General features: G+C 61.2%; 10 protein-coding genes and 3 tRNA genes. 12 read left to right on the forward strand and 1 reads right to left on the reverse strand.

The window, feature by feature from the left end:
• The first annotated feature begins 119 nt into the window (after positions 1–119).
• The 9 genes from dnaN (at position 120) to HX613_RS10685 (ending at position 11,327) form a co-directional block, all read left to right on the forward strand.
• A complete protein-coding gene (gene dnaN / locus HX613_RS10645) occupies positions 120–1,259 on the forward strand; it encodes a DNA polymerase III subunit beta (RefSeq protein WP_235345297.1) in 1,140 nt (379 codons plus the stop codon).
• The gene (gene recF / locus HX613_RS10650; protein WP_235345298.1) at positions 1,260–2,384 is read left to right on the forward strand and encodes a DNA replication/repair protein RecF; all 1,125 of its coding nucleotides are present in this window, start codon (positions 1,260–1,262) and stop codon (positions 2,382–2,384) included.
• Positions 2,381–2,893, forward strand: a complete 513-nt coding sequence (locus HX613_RS10655) for a DUF721 domain-containing protein (protein WP_096160144.1) — start codon at positions 2,381–2,383, stop codon at positions 2,891–2,893. Before recF ends, HX613_RS10655 begins: the two co-directional genes overlap by 4 nt.
• A gap of 201 nt (positions 2,894–3,094) precedes the next feature.
• Positions 3,095–5,092, forward strand: a complete 1,998-nt coding sequence (gyrB, locus tag HX613_RS10660; RefSeq protein WP_235345299.1) for a DNA topoisomerase (ATP-hydrolyzing) subunit B — start codon at positions 3,095–3,097, stop codon at positions 5,090–5,092.
• 109 nt (positions 5,093–5,201) lie between these two features.
• Positions 5,202–7,760 (forward strand): DNA gyrase subunit A, encoded by a 2,559-nt coding sequence (gyrA, locus tag HX613_RS10665; protein ID WP_143922748.1) that lies wholly within the window; start codon positions 5,202–5,204, stop codon positions 7,758–7,760.
• The gene (locus HX613_RS22655) at positions 7,757–8,584 is read left to right on the forward strand and encodes a DUF3566 domain-containing protein (protein ID WP_235345300.1); all 828 of its coding nucleotides are present in this window, start codon (positions 7,757–7,759) and stop codon (positions 8,582–8,584) included. The genes gyrA and HX613_RS22655 overlap by 4 nt, the downstream gene beginning before the upstream one ends.
• 235 nt (positions 8,585–8,819) lie before the next feature.
• Positions 8,820–8,893, forward strand: a tRNA-Ile gene (locus HX613_RS10675).
• 151 nt (positions 8,894–9,044) lie between these two features.
• Positions 9,045–9,120 (forward strand) — tRNA-Ala (locus HX613_RS10680).
• Positions 9,121–9,878: 758 nt separating this feature from the next.
• The gene (locus HX613_RS10685) at positions 9,879–11,327 is read left to right on the forward strand and encodes an MDR family MFS transporter (RefSeq protein WP_235345384.1); all 1,449 of its coding nucleotides are present in this window, start codon (positions 9,879–9,881) and stop codon (positions 11,325–11,327) included.
• Positions 11,328–11,416: 89 nt separating this feature from the next.
• Here the strand turns inward: HX613_RS10685 and HX613_RS10690 are convergent, their stop codons facing one another.
• On the reverse strand, positions 11,417–12,673 hold the full coding sequence (locus HX613_RS10690; RefSeq protein ID WP_235345301.1) for an MFS transporter: 1,257 nt from the start codon (positions 12,671–12,673) through the stop codon (positions 11,417–11,419).
• A gap of 162 nt (positions 12,674–12,835) precedes the next feature.
• Between HX613_RS10690 and HX613_RS10695 the strand changes: the two genes are divergently transcribed.
• The 3 genes from HX613_RS10695 to HX613_RS10705 all read left to right on the forward strand — a co-directional run bounded on the left by HX613_RS10695 (position 12,836) and on the right by HX613_RS10705 (position 13,765).
• Positions 12,836–13,285 (forward strand): MarR family winged helix-turn-helix transcriptional regulator, encoded by a 450-nt coding sequence (locus HX613_RS10695; RefSeq protein WP_235345302.1) that lies wholly within the window; start codon positions 12,836–12,838, stop codon positions 13,283–13,285.
• Between the two features lie 104 nt (positions 13,286–13,389).
• A complete protein-coding gene (locus HX613_RS10700; RefSeq protein WP_235345303.1) occupies positions 13,390–13,539 on the forward strand; it encodes a hypothetical protein in 150 nt (49 codons plus the stop codon).
• 153 nt (positions 13,540–13,692) lie between these two features.
• Positions 13,693–13,765: transfer RNA gene (locus tag HX613_RS10705), tRNA-Ala, on the forward strand.
• The last annotated feature ends 139 nt before the right edge of the window (positions 13,766–13,904 follow it).

The following is a 13,904-nucleotide window of genomic DNA, read 5'->3' on the forward strand; positions in this document are numbered from 1 at the left end:
TCATGTTGTCGTCAGCCCGATGCCCCGACGCTGAGATTTCCGCTAGGCTGTGTAGAGTTTTCCGAGCAACGTCAAGCCAGTGTCTTGAACACGTCGGGTGGTCGCCCCGAAGGAGTAAAGTGAACGCCGAAGCATCTCCCCTGAAGTTCAAAGTCAACCGCGATGTCCTTGCCGATGCGGTGACTTGGGCAACCAAGACCCTCCCCAGTCGTCCTTCCGCACCAGTGCTCACCGGCATTCTCATCACCGCCGAGGCTGGTGGGACCGTTCGTCTTTCCGTCTTCGACTACGAAGTCTCATCCCGAGTCGAGATCTCAGCTGAGGTCGTCACCGCCGGCACCGTGCTCGTCTCCGGCCGACTCCTTGCCGACATCTCCAAGGCACTTCCGAACCAGGAAGTCACCCTCGAGCAGATCGATTCGAAGGTCGACGTCACCTGCAGCTCGTCTCGGTTCTCTCTCATGACGATGCCTGTCGGCGAATACCCGTCGTTGCCTCAGGTCCCCGACGCCTCAGGAACCGTGGCAGCCGGTGAATTCCAGAACGCCGTCTCACAGGTCACGATCGCAACGTCGAAAGACGACACCCTGCCGATCCTGACCAGCGTTCGCGTCGAGATCGAAGGCGAAAAGGTCACGCTTCTGGCCACCGACCGCTACCGGCTCGCTGTCCGGGAGTTCACCTGGAACCCCGGACGTCCCGACGTCTCCGCTGTCGCACTTCTGCGCGGACGCACTCTCTCCGATGTCTCGAAATCACTCGGCGGTGATGTCACGATCGGTCTGACCAACGATGCAGGCAAGGATCTCATCTCCTTCACCTCGGCGGGCCGAGTCACAACCTCACTCCTCGTCGAAGGCGAGTACCCCAAGGTTCGTTCGCTGTTCCCTGATTCCGTGCCGATCCACGCGATCGTCGAAACTGGCGTTCTGCGTGAGGCTGTCCGTCGTGTCTCCCTCGTCGCCGAACGGAACACTCCGCTGCGCTTCGAAGTCAGCGACGGAATGCTCACACTCCACGCCGGAACCGGCGACGATGCCCAAGCTTCGGAAGCCGTCGAGGCAGTGCTCCAAGGTGACCCGATCACCGTGGGCTTCAACCCTCACTACATCGCCGAAGGTCTCGCTGCCATCGAGAGCCCATATGTGAACTTCTCGTTCACCCAGCCGATGAAGCCCGTCATCATCTCGGGTCAGAGGGATCTGGAATCGTCGGCCGACGAATCGTATCGGTACTTGCTCATGCCAACGCGTATCTGAATGTGGATATCCCGACTTTCGCTGCGTAACTACCGGTCCTATCCCGAACTCGATCTCGAGTTCGAACCCGGGGTCACCACATTCGTGGCCGACAACGGGACCGGCAAGACCAATATCGTCGAAGCCATCGGGTATCTTGCTCATCTGCGCTCTCATCGAGTTGCCTTCGATGCGCCGCTGGTCAATGAATCCGCCCAGACGGCAACCGTGTCCGCTCTCGTCAACCGTGATCAGCGACATGCCACGGTCGAAGTCTCGATCCAGTCCAAGGGCGCGAACCGGGCACGGGTCAACCGCTCCCCGGTGAAGATGAAGGAGATACTCGGACTCGTCTCGTGTGTCGTCTTCGCACCAGAGGATCTCAGCCTTGTCCGGGGCGAACCAGCAGAACGACGATCATGGATCGACACACTGGTAGTGTCCCGCAATCCTCGCTATTCCTCGGTGATCACAGATTTCGAACGTGCTCTCAAGCAGCGCAACGCACTGCTCAAGCGTCTGCGCGAGGATCGCGACCCCGGACTCGAGGCGACGTTGGACATCTGGAACATGGCCTATGCGGACTCCGCTTCCGAGCTGGTGTACGGCAGGCAGAGGATCCTCGCCGATATCGTCGAGCCGCTGCAGAAGAACTTCGCCTATATCGCTGCCGATGCTCGACTGGAACGCCAGGGAATCAAAGCTCGCTACGATTCACGCATCGACTATTCTCAGGCCGAATCCGCTGCCGAATGCCGGGAGCTGCTGCTGGCCGCCCTCGAGCGCAGACGCACTACGGAGATCGAACGGGGTCTGACCCTGCACGGTCCCGGTCGTGACGATCTGGCTCTGACGATCGGCGAACATCCGGCGAAGGGCTACGCCTCACACGGCGAGACCTGGTCGCTGGCTCTTGCCATGCAGTTGGCCGGATGGGATCTGCTGAGCTCCGATGCCGGGTCGGCCGCCGAGCAGCCGGTCCTTGTCCTCGACGATGTCTTCGCCGAACTCGACACTGGACGTCGGAACCGACTGGCTTCTCGGATCACTGAAGCTGAGCAGGTATTCATCACCGCAGCCGTCGACGGCGATCTGCCCGCAGGGCTTGAGGGCCGAAGGATCGGTCAGGAGCGTCTGCTCCCATGAGCGGGATCGAGAAGGACACTTCAACTCCGGTCGCGGCACTTGAAGCTCTCGACCGGGTGCGTCGGATGGAAGCGACCGAGGCGAAGTTCGTCCGCAGCCGTCGCCGGTCACGACTGCGAGGCGAAGCCATCTACTCCTCGCCGGGCAAGGACAAACGTGACCCTGCGGCGATCTCATCGGCGCTGGGAAAGCTGATCTCCGCCCGAGGCTGGTCGTCTTCCATCGACATCGGCAAGGTGCTGGGCCGGTGGCCCGATCTGGTGGGAGAACAGGTCGCAATGCACTGCAAACCCGTCGATTTCTCTCCTCCGCTGCTGATCATCGCCGCCGACTCGACGACATGGGCGACTCAGCTGCGGGTGCTCAAGCCCACGATCCTCAGAGCGTTGGAGGCTGGTCTCGGCTCGCAGACGATCACGGAGATTGAGATCCGCGGGCCACGAGGGCGCAGTTTCAAGAAGGGTCGGCGCAGTGTCTCCGGACGTGGGCCACGGGACACCTTCGGCTGAGGAGTTTCTGAGTCTGCACCGCAGCAGATCTGAAGAACCATAGAGGGCCTTAAACGGCGATAGCCGGTCCCGTTCGTGCCCGGGGGTACATCTGAGGCTTCAAAATTCCGCAAATGCACCTTAATGGGCCGCTTACGGGCATTTCCGGGCGTGGCGCGGTAGAATAGGAAGCTGTTAGCGCCCACCCGCACTAGGAGTCATATGACGACCGAGGATCTACCCCATTACGATGCCGGGGATATTACGGTACTTGAGGGTCTCGAAGCAGTTCGCAAACGACCTGGCATGTATATCGGTTCGACTTCGGAACGCGGTCTCCACCACCTGGTTCAGGAAATCGTCGACAACTCCGTCGATGAGGCGATGGCCGGGTACTGTGATCACATCGAGGTGACGATCCTCGCCGACGGCGGAGTCAGAGTCGTCGATGACGGGCGTGGAATGCCGGTGGCGATGCACCCCACAGAGGGTAAGCCCACCGTCGAGGTGATCCTGACCATTCTGCACGCCGGCGGTAAGTTCGGCGGAGGTGGCTATGCCGTGGCCGGCGGTCTGCACGGAGTGGGTTCGACAGTGGTCAATGCGCTGTCCGAGCGCCTGGAGGTCGAGGTTCGACGCGACGGCTACGTGTGGAACATGGACTTTGAGAAGGGTGTTCCCACAGGGGAGCTTCGCCGCGGCGACGAGACCTCCGAGACCGGCACGATGGTGACCTTCTGGCCGGACTCGACAATCTTCGAGACCACCGACTTCTCGTATGAGTATCTGCGGGCGCGCTTTCAGCAGATGGCGTTCCTCAACAAGGGTCTGAAGATCAGCCTGACCGATGAACGGCACGTTCAGATCGACGACGACAACGTCCAGATCGACGAGGACGAAGAGACAGACGCCAAACCGCGTGAGGCGACGTATCACTACGAACACGGTCTGCTCGACTATGTGCAGTACCTGAATGCGACGAAGAAGGCCGATCTCATCCACCCGGATGTCATCGTCTTCGAGTCCGAGGAGCCCGGCGAGACGCTCTCTCTCGAGATCGCGATGCAGTGGACGACGTCCTACAGCGAATCGGTACACACCTACGCCAACGTCATCAACACCCATGAGGGCGGCACTCACGAAGAGGGCTTCCGCACGGCACTGACCTCGCTGATCAACAGTTACGCTCGGGAACAGAAACTCCTGCGGGAGAAAGACGCGAACCTCACCGGTGACGACATCCGTGAGGGACTGACCGCTGTCATCTCGGTCAAGCTCGGCGATCCTCAGTTCGAAGGCCAGACGAAGACGAAATTGGGCAACTCCGAGGTCAAGGGCTTCGTCCAGCGCGTTGTCCGCGACGAACTCGGCCACTGGATGGAATCCAACCCGGCTCAGGCCAAGGACGTTGTACGCAAGGGTCTCCAGGCATCCCAGGCGAGACTGGCTGCACGCAAGGCCCGTGAAGCCACGCGGCGCAAGGGACTGCTCGAATCCTCGGGCATGCCCGGCAAGCTCAAGGACTGCCAGTCCAAAGACCCGACGATCTCCGAAGTCTTCATCGTCGAGGGTGACTCCGCAGGCGGCTCCGCAACACAGGGGCGCAACCCGAATACCCAGGCGATTCTGCCGCTGCGCGGCAAGATCCTCAATGTGGAGAAGGCTCGACTCGACCGGGCGTTGGGAAACAACGAGGTCCAGGCCATGATCACGGCCTTCGGCACCGGCATCGGCGAAGAGTTCGATCTTGACAAGCTGCGTTACCACAAGATCGTGCTCATGGCCGACGCGGATGTCGACGGCCAACACATCACGACGCTGCTGCTGACCTTGATCTTCCGTTATATGAAGCCGCTCATCGAACATGGCTACGTCTACCTGGCGACTCCTCCGCTGTATCGGCTCAAGTGGTCGAACGCCGCGCACCAGTTCGCATACACAGACAATGAGCGCGATGGTCTGCTCGAAACCGGACGAGCCTCCGGCAAGCGTCTGCCCAAGGACATGGCGATTCAGCGCTACAAGGGTCTGGGCGAAATGAACTATGAGGAGTTGTGGGAGACCACGATGGATCCTGACCACCGGTTGCTCAAACAGGTGTCGCTCGACGATGCGATTGTGGCCGATGAGATCTTCACGGTGCTCATGGGCGATGACGTGGATTCGCGTCGACGCTTCATCCAAGAGAACGCGAAAGACGTTCGCTTCCTCGATATCTGATCCTCACCGTCTGTTCTCGGCCGCTGCCGGGAGCCGACGGTCACACAGACTCTGACGAATTCACTCACCGCCGTGCTGCGCGGGTTAAGACACAAGGGAAGAGCCCACATTGGCTGACGAAAACGATATCGGAACCGAAATCAACCGTGTCGAACAGGTTGATCTCAATCTGGAGATGCAGAGGTCGTACCTCGACTACGCGATGAGCGTGATCGTCGGCCGTGCCCTGCCGGATGTCCGCGATGGACTCAAACCCGTCCACCGGCGCGTGCTGTACGCGATGTTCGACGGCGGCTACCGCCCGGACCGCAACTTCTCGAAGTGCTCACGCGTCGTCGGCGACGTCATGGGCCAATACCACCCGCACGGCGATTCTGCGATCTACGATGCGATGGTCCGCCTCGTGCAGCCGTGGACGATGCGCTACCCGCTCGTCGCCGGACAGGGCAACTTCGGGTCACCAGGAGATGACGGTGCTGCCGCGCCTCGTTACACCGAGTGCAAGATGGCTCCTCTGGCCCTTGAGATGGTCAGGGACATCGAAGAGGGCACTGTCGACTTCCAGGACAACTACGACGGTCGCAACCAGGAACCGACGGTTCTGCCCTCGCGGTTCCCGAACCTCCTGGTCAACGGATCCTCTGGTATCGCCGTGGGAATGGCCACGAACATCCCGCCGCACAACCTTCGTGAGGTCGCCGCCGGAGCTCAGTGGCTTCTCGCTCACCCCGAAGTCAGCAAGGAAGAGGCACTGGAGGCGCTGCTCGGCATCGTCAAGGGACCCGACTTCCCGATGGCCGCGACGATCCTGGGTCGCAAGGGCATCGAGGACATGTACCGCACCGGCCGCGGTTCGATCACACAGCGCGCTGTCGTCGAGGTTGAGGAGATCCAGGGACGGACCTGCTTGGTCGTCACGGAGCTGCCGCACATGGTCAACCCCGACACCCTGGCCGCGAAGATCGCCTCCTACGTCAAGGACGGCAAGGTCGCCGGAATCGCAGACCTCCGTGACGAGTCATCGGGACGCACCGGACAGCGTCTGGTCATCGTGCTCAAGCGCGATGCGGTGGCGAAGGTCGTGCTCAACAACCTCTACAAGCACACCTCGCTGCAGGAGAACTTCTCTGCGAACATGCTGGCGATCGTCGACAGCGTGCCGCGCACCCTCAGCCTGGACTCGTTCCTGCGCCTGTGGGTCAAGCACCAGATCGAAGTCATCGTCCGGCGCACCGAATTCCGTCTGCGCAAGGCCGAGGAGCGCGCGCATATCCTGCGCGGCTACCTCAAGGCCCTCGATGCCCTCGACGAGGTCATTGCTCTGATCCGTCGTTCACCTTCATCAGACGAAGCTCGTACAGGTCTGATGGAGCTCCTCGAGGTCGATGAGATTCAAGCCAATGCCATTCTCGATCTGCAGCTGCGCCGCCTCGCTGCCCTGGAACGCCTGAAAATCCAGGAAGAGGCCGAGAAGATCGAACAGCAGATCGCTGAGTTCAAATACATTCTCGCGACTCCTGCCCGCCAGCGTGAGATCGTCTCGGAAGAACTCGACGAGATCGTCGATCGCTACGGTGACGACCGCCGGACCAAGATCCTGGCCGGATTCGACGGAGATGTGTCGATGGAAGACCTGATTCCTGAGGAAGAGGTCGTCGTCACCATCACCCGCGGCGGATATGCCAAGCGCACCCAGAACCACCTGTACCGGGCACAGCACCGTGGTGGAAAGGGCATCAAGGGTGCAAACCTGCGCGGAGACGATGTCGTCGAGCAGTTCTTCGTCACCTCCACACACAACTGGCTGCTGTTCTTCACGAACACTGGTCGCGTATACCGGGCCAAGGCCTATGAGCTGCCAGAAGGATCACGGGATGCCAAGGGCCAGCACGTGGCGAACCTGCTTGCTCTGCAGCCGGGTGAGACGATCGCCAAGGTGCTCTCCATCCGAGACTACGAAGAGGCTGACTTCCTCATCCTGGCCACGATGTCCGGTGTCGTGAAGAAGACCCGTCTGAGTGAGTACGACTCGAACCGCACAGGCGGCGTCATCGCGATCAACCTCCGTGAGTACAAGGGTCAGCCGGATGAGCTGGTCTCGGCCCGGATCGTCAGCTCCGAGGACCACCTCCTGATGATCTCCCGCAAGGGAATGTCGATCCGGTTCGCAGCCGACGACGACTCGATTCGCCCACTGGGACGAGTCACCGGCGGTGTGACAGGAATGAAGTTCAAGGGTGATGACGAGCTGCTGACCATGGATGTCATCCAGCCCGACACCTTCGTCTTCGTCGTGACTGAGGGCGGCTATGCGAAGCGGACTCCGGTCGACGAATACCGTCTGCAGGGCCGCGGCGGCCTGGGAATTCGGGTTGCCAAGATCACGGAGCAGCGCGGAGACTTGGTGGGTGGACTGATCGTCGATGAGGGAGAAGAGGTCCTCGTCGTCATGGAGCGCGGTAAGATCGTTCGGTCGAATATCGATGAAGTTCCGGCTAAGGGACGCAACACGATGGGTGTGGTGTTCGCGAAACCGGGCAAGAATGATCGTATTATCGCAGTAACGCGTGGACCCGAGACCGTGGTCGAAGAACTTGACGAAGAAGCTGAGGAACCGGAGGGTGAGGACGTAGAGCCTCAGACCGGCAGCGAGGATGTGGAAGAGTGAGCGACAACAAACAGCCAGGCTCAGGCAAGATCATACGCACGTCCGGTGGTTCCACCCGCTTGACGGCAGGATCGTCGAAGAATGAGGAGAAGGCTGATCCTTCGGCCGGCTCCGGAAACTCGGCAGGTTCGGGCAACTCCGGGAATTCGGGCAAGCCATCCGATAAGACCCGGGTGGTGGCTCCTCCTGCCCCCAAAGCCTCGCCGAAGCCCAACCGTGCTCCTTCGGCCGGACAGTCCTCAGGAGGTTCGGCTGCGGCCGGGCAGTCCTCGTCCGGAACTGCTGCAGGCGGCTCAGCTCCTTCGAGCCAGGCAGCCGGGTCACAGAAGGCCTCGTCCGGAAGCGGCCCTGCCACCTCGGCGATGGGATCAGCGGCCAACACCGTTCGCGCCAGCTCCGGCAGCGTGAAAATGGGCGTCAAGAACATGGTCGACAGCGGCAAGGGCAATAAGAAGAAGAAGGGCCCGCGTACGGTTCGCCTCACCGTGTCGGCGGTGGACCCATGGTCGGTCATGAAGATGTCGTTCCTCATGTCCGTGGCCATCGGCATCGCCACCATCGTGGCTTTCGTCGTGCTCTGGGTCGTCCTCCAGGCCACCGGCGTCATGAGCGGCCTGGAATCGACGATTTCCGAAGTTGCGGGCGCAGAATCGGCCGAGAAGATCGTCGGAATCTTCGGATTCGGCCGAGTCGTGGCAGCCGGCTTCATCATCGCGGTCATCAACATCGTGCTGATGACTGCCCTGTCGACTTTGGCTGCGTTCATCTACAACATCGGATCCCTCATCGCGGGTGGATTCCATCTGACGCTGACCGACGACTGAGACCTGACGGCTGACACCGGCCGCAGCCTGCTTTTGGGGGGCTCATCTGCCCCACCCCGCCTCCAGAACCCGACGGTGGCTCGGAATCCCAGCTCGGGAATTCCGAGCCGCTGTCAGGCGGTTCAGGGGGCGATCTCAGAGTATGATGAGGTCGTGTGAGGCGAGTCACTGTCAGCCGATTTGTGTTGGAATGAGCCGTTGGGTATCGTTTTACTTCGGGTTCACCCCCTGAAAAGGGCCTATAGCTCAGGCGGTTAGAGCGCTTCGCTGATAACGAAGAGGTCCCTGGTTCAAGTCCAGGTAGGCCCACATCCTTTCGAGGAGGATCATGAAGAAATGGATTCTCAGCAGTCTCACTCTTGTGGGGCTCGGTGCATTCTTCGGGTGGCGGCACAAGAATCAAAGTGCCCAAGCCGAATGGTCCGGACACACCGACTCGGTGTGAAGGTGAATCCCTTCTGGGGGTATGGCGCAATTGGTAGCGCACCTGCTTTGCAAGCAGGGGGTTAGGGGTTCGAGTCCCCTTACCTCCACCAACGAACGAAGGCTTCGAACCATTGTGGTTCGGAGCCTTCGTTGTATCTCTGCGGCGATGACGACGGGCAGTGAGCAGAATGGAGCCGGATGCCATTTCCACTCTGTTCAGATGCCGGCCCTGCCGAGTTCGATCCGTCCGTTTGCCTGTAACAGCGAGAGCCATGGATCGTTGCCGAGTTCGACCTCGGGAAACAGACGTTTGAGTACCTTTGGCAGCGAGTTCCACGTTCGGCCGAAAGTTCAGCACCCATCCCATCTATCGCATCCCAGTTATGCGTCGATCTCACCGTCTTAGGTATGGAGGGTCCGCTCGCCGTTGTAGTTCAGCACCCATCCCATCTATCGCATCCCAGTTATGCGTCGATCTCACCGTCTTAGGTATGGAGGGTCCGCTCGCCGTTGTAGTTCAGCACCCATCCCATCTATCGCATCCCAGTTATGCGTCGATCTCACCGTCTTAGGTATGGAGGGTCCGCTCGCCGTTGTAGTTCTGCTGACAGGCATCGACAGCCATAAGAGAGTTGAATCACGATATTGTCAGATTGGGGTTTTCCCCACCGACAATTCGGAACCGACGGAATAAGCTGGAGTGTATCCTCGTTGACCCTTTTGTCTGCACGCACAGTTGGCGGCTGTGAGCAGTTTCCCGCCCAGTCCGGGCGATGACAGAACCTTTGATCGGAGCACCCCTTTGTCCAGCGACACCTCCCACTCACGTGCGAACGACGCACAGGCTGAATCCATCGATCCTGCCGGGATGCGGGTGATCTGGCTGCTCTTGGTGGCCGCCTTCGTCGCGATCCTCAACGAAACGACGATGGCCATTGCAATCCCGGAGCTCAACGCTTCGCTTGGGATCCCGCCAGAGCTTGGACAGTGGCTGACCAGTGCGTTCATGCTCACCATGGCCGTCGTCATTCCGACGACCGGATTCCTCCTGCAGCGCTTCAGCACCCGCCAGATCTTCCTGGCGGCGATGATCCTGTTCTCCTCGGGCACCCTGATCTGCCTCGTGGCTCCCGGATTCACCGTCCTGCTCGTCGGACGTGTCGTCCAGGCAGCGGGCACCGGAATCATGATGCCCCTGCTGATGACGACGATGATGAATGTCGTCCCAGCGCACTCTCGCGGTCGCATGATGGGCCGAGTCGGCCTCGTCATCTCACTCGCACCGGCAATCGGTCCGACGATGTCGGGCATCGTGCTCGACTCTCTGGGATGGCGCTGGCTGTTCGCCATCGTCCTGCCGATCGCGCTCATCGCACTCGGCCTCGGCGCGAAGTGGATGACGAACCTGGGTGAGGTCACCCATGCACCGATCGACTACGTCTCCGTCGTTCTCTCCGTCTTCGCCTTCGGCGGTATCGTCTTCGGCCTCAGCCAGTTCGGCGGAGGACATGGCGGCGATGCGGGAGGAAGCTCTTCAACCGGTTTCGCGTGGACTGCGATCGCCGCCGGTCTCGTCTTCCTGGCTCTGTTCGCCTGGCGACAGCTGATGTTGCAGAAGGAGGATCGGGCGCTGCTCGACCTGCGCGTCTTCTCCGCGAAGAACTATGTCATCGCGGTCATCATCATGGCCGTCGTCGCACTGGCTATGTTCGGCACCTTCTCCCTGCTTCCGCTGTACCTGCAGAACGTTGCCGGGCTCAACGCCACCCAGTCGGGTCTCGTCCTGCTGCCGGGATCGATCCTCATGGGTGTCCTTGCACCCGTCATGGGCCGCATCTACGACGCACGAGGCCCCAGGACCCTTCTGGTGCCGGGATCGATCATGATCGCTGCATCGATGTTCGCGTACTCCTTGGTCGGCGTGGGTACTCCGACCTGGGTCCTCGTCGTCATCCAGACCGTGATGTCGTTGGGACTGGCCGGGTCGTTCACGCCCCTGTTCTCCGCCTCCCTGGGATCGCTCGAGCGTAAGCTGTACTCGCATGGATCCGCTGCGCTCAACACCATGCAGCAGGTGGCAGGAGCGGCCGGAACCGCGCTTCTCATCTCGATCTACTCCTCCGCGCTGCACTCGGGCGAGGCCGCAGGACGCTCCGTTGCGGAGTCGGGTGCGCCGGGAGCGCACAATGCGTTCCTGCTGGCCGCAATCATCGCTCTGGTGCCCGTGGTGCTCTCGTTCTTCATCAAGAAGCCTGAAGACCAGGAAGAGTCCCACGCCGAGGTGGTCGACTCGGCTGCGGAAACAGTAGCCGAATGATCTGATCTGAGGTTCGATGCGGCCCAGGTGTGCTGACCCGTCAGGGCCCAGCAGACCTGGGCCGCATCGCGTTGCGGACCGGGGCGAGGTCAGACGGACTGCCCTGTCTGCGCGGTCACATTCTGCGCGGTCACGGTGTGCGGCTCCCCGTCTGCTGCTTGCTGCCCGGCATCCGGCGCGGTTGAACTGCGACGCAGCTCTCCGCCCCGACTGAAACCGGCGATGACGAGAACGACGAGGCCGACGGCTGTGACCAGAGACCCTGCCCACAGCGGAGATGCGTAGCCGAGGCCGGCGGCGATGGTGATTCCGCCGATCCAGGCACCGAAGGCGTTGCCCACGTTGAAGGCTGCGATGTTGGCACCCGATCCCAGCGTCTGTGCCTCTTCGGAGTGACGCATGATGCGCATCTGCATTGCCGGCACTGTGGCGAAGCCGAAAGCGCCCATGAATACCAGTGCGATGATCGTGGCGATCTGGCTTCCGGCGACCTGGGAGAACACAGCGAGGATGATGACGAGTCCGATGAGCAGGGTGATCAGCGTGGCCCCGAGGCTCTTGTCTGCGGCCCGTCCCCCGAGGAAGTTGCCGATGAACAGTCCGACTCCGAAGAGGACGAGAAGCCAGGGCACCGATGAGCTGACAAATCCGGAGACCCCCGTCAGCGTGAAGGCCATATAGCTGAAGGCGCCGAACATCCCCCCGTAGCCGAGGATCGTGATGAGAATCGATGCCCATACCTGCCCGGACCGGAAGATGCGGAACTCGCCGAGGATGCTGCCGGTGCCGTTCGCCTGTGCAGCGGTCGCCGGGATGAGAAGGACGATGCCGACGAGCGCGATGACCCCGATGATGGAGATCACCCAGAATGTCGATCGCCAGCCAGCGGCTTGACCGAGGAATGTGCCCAGAGGCACGCCGAGAACGTTGGCACTGGTGAGACCAGCGAACATCATTGAAATCGCAGCCGCTTGGCGATTTGGTCCAACGAGCCCGGCGGCGACAACGGAGCCGATTCCGAAGAAGGCACCGTGGCAGAGTGCGGCGACGATTCGACCGATCATCATCATGTCGTAGCTCGGTGCGAGAGCGGAGAGGACATTGCCGATGATGAACAGAACCATGAGCACGACGAGTGCGACCTTGCGGTTCACACGGGTCAGAGCCACCGTGATGAGGATGGCGCCGACGGCGACAGCGAGGGCATATCCCGAGATCAGATAGCCGGCGACGGTCTCGGAGACCCCGAAGTCGGCGGACACCTCGGGCAGCAGGCCCATGATGACGAACTCCGTGAGTCCGATTCCGAACCCGCCGATGGCGAGAGCGAGAAGTGCGAGTGGCATGGTGTGTATCTCCCTTCGCACCAAGACGGTGGACCACCTTGGCGCGTGTACAATAGAAGGCGTATGCAGTAGTTGCAAACGCAACGGTATAAATACTTGCACACGCGTTCTATCCGCGCAAGTGGTGTATTCTGTAGTGAAGACGATCTGAAGGAGAGACACATGGGCATCAGAGATGACGCAGTCGAGATCCGGTCTCGCGGCTGGCGTACTCTGGCTGCTCTGCACGCATTGATCGAGACCGAGCTGGAGCGCTCTCTGCAGCGCGAGCATCAGCTCTCGGTCGTCGAATACACGGTTCTGGACGCACTCAGCCGGCAGGACGGCTGGCACATGCGGATGCGGCAGCTGGCCCGCGCGGCAGCCCTGTCGAGCAGCGCTACGACACGGCTCGTCACCCGTCTTGAGGACCGCGGACTCCTGACGAGGATCCTCTGCGATGACGACCGTCGGGGAATCTACACCGAACTCACCGAGTCCGGATGGAAACTGTTCGCCGCCGCCCGCCCGACGCATGATCGGGTTCTCGAAGCGGCGCTGGCCGATGCCGGCGAAGTGCCGGAGCTGGAGCCTCTGGTCACTGCTCTGCACTCCGAGGTGGCTCAGACTTAGACTGCTCCGTGCGCGGAGCTCTGGGCCGATGAGACTCGGCACCGTAGTCACGTCGGGCGTGCGGGAGTAGTGTGTCCGACACAGTTCGGAATCAGGAGGGGCTCATGGACGCTCAGATCCTCCCCGCCGCAGCAGAGAGCTTCGATGACGTGGAGACGATGCTCGGGCCCAAACGCGGACCCGATGCCATCGCCTGCTGGTGTCTGACCTATCGGCTCGGCGGCAGAGCATCCTCGAGGCTCGATGCCGTCTAGAGGAGGGATTCACGAAGGTCGCCGACACCGATTCCGAGGTGGGAGGCGCGAGGCGCGTAGTGATGCGGCTGAAGTCCGCGTGAGCAGCAGACCCTCGCTCTTGTCTCCGATTGCGCAGTCAGCGTCTGAGCGGGTAATATCGGCCTGTACTCCGGGGGTATGGCGCAATTGGTAGCGCACCTGCTTTGCAAGCAGGGGGTTAGGGGTTCGAGTCCCCTTACCTCCACTCGAGAAGCTATTGAGACAGCACTCGTAAAAGAAGATCCCGCCGACAGCGATATGGACGCTGTCGGCGGGATCTTCGTCTGTGCTCTTATCCGTGTGTCTGAGCCGAAAACAAAGGCCTGGAGCTCAGGCCTGGTGTC

The sequence above is a fragment of the Brevibacterium sp. UCMA 11754 genome (genome assembly GCF_021532275.1).
Taxonomy (GTDB): Bacteria; Actinomycetota; Actinomycetes; order Actinomycetales; family Brevibacteriaceae; genus Brevibacterium.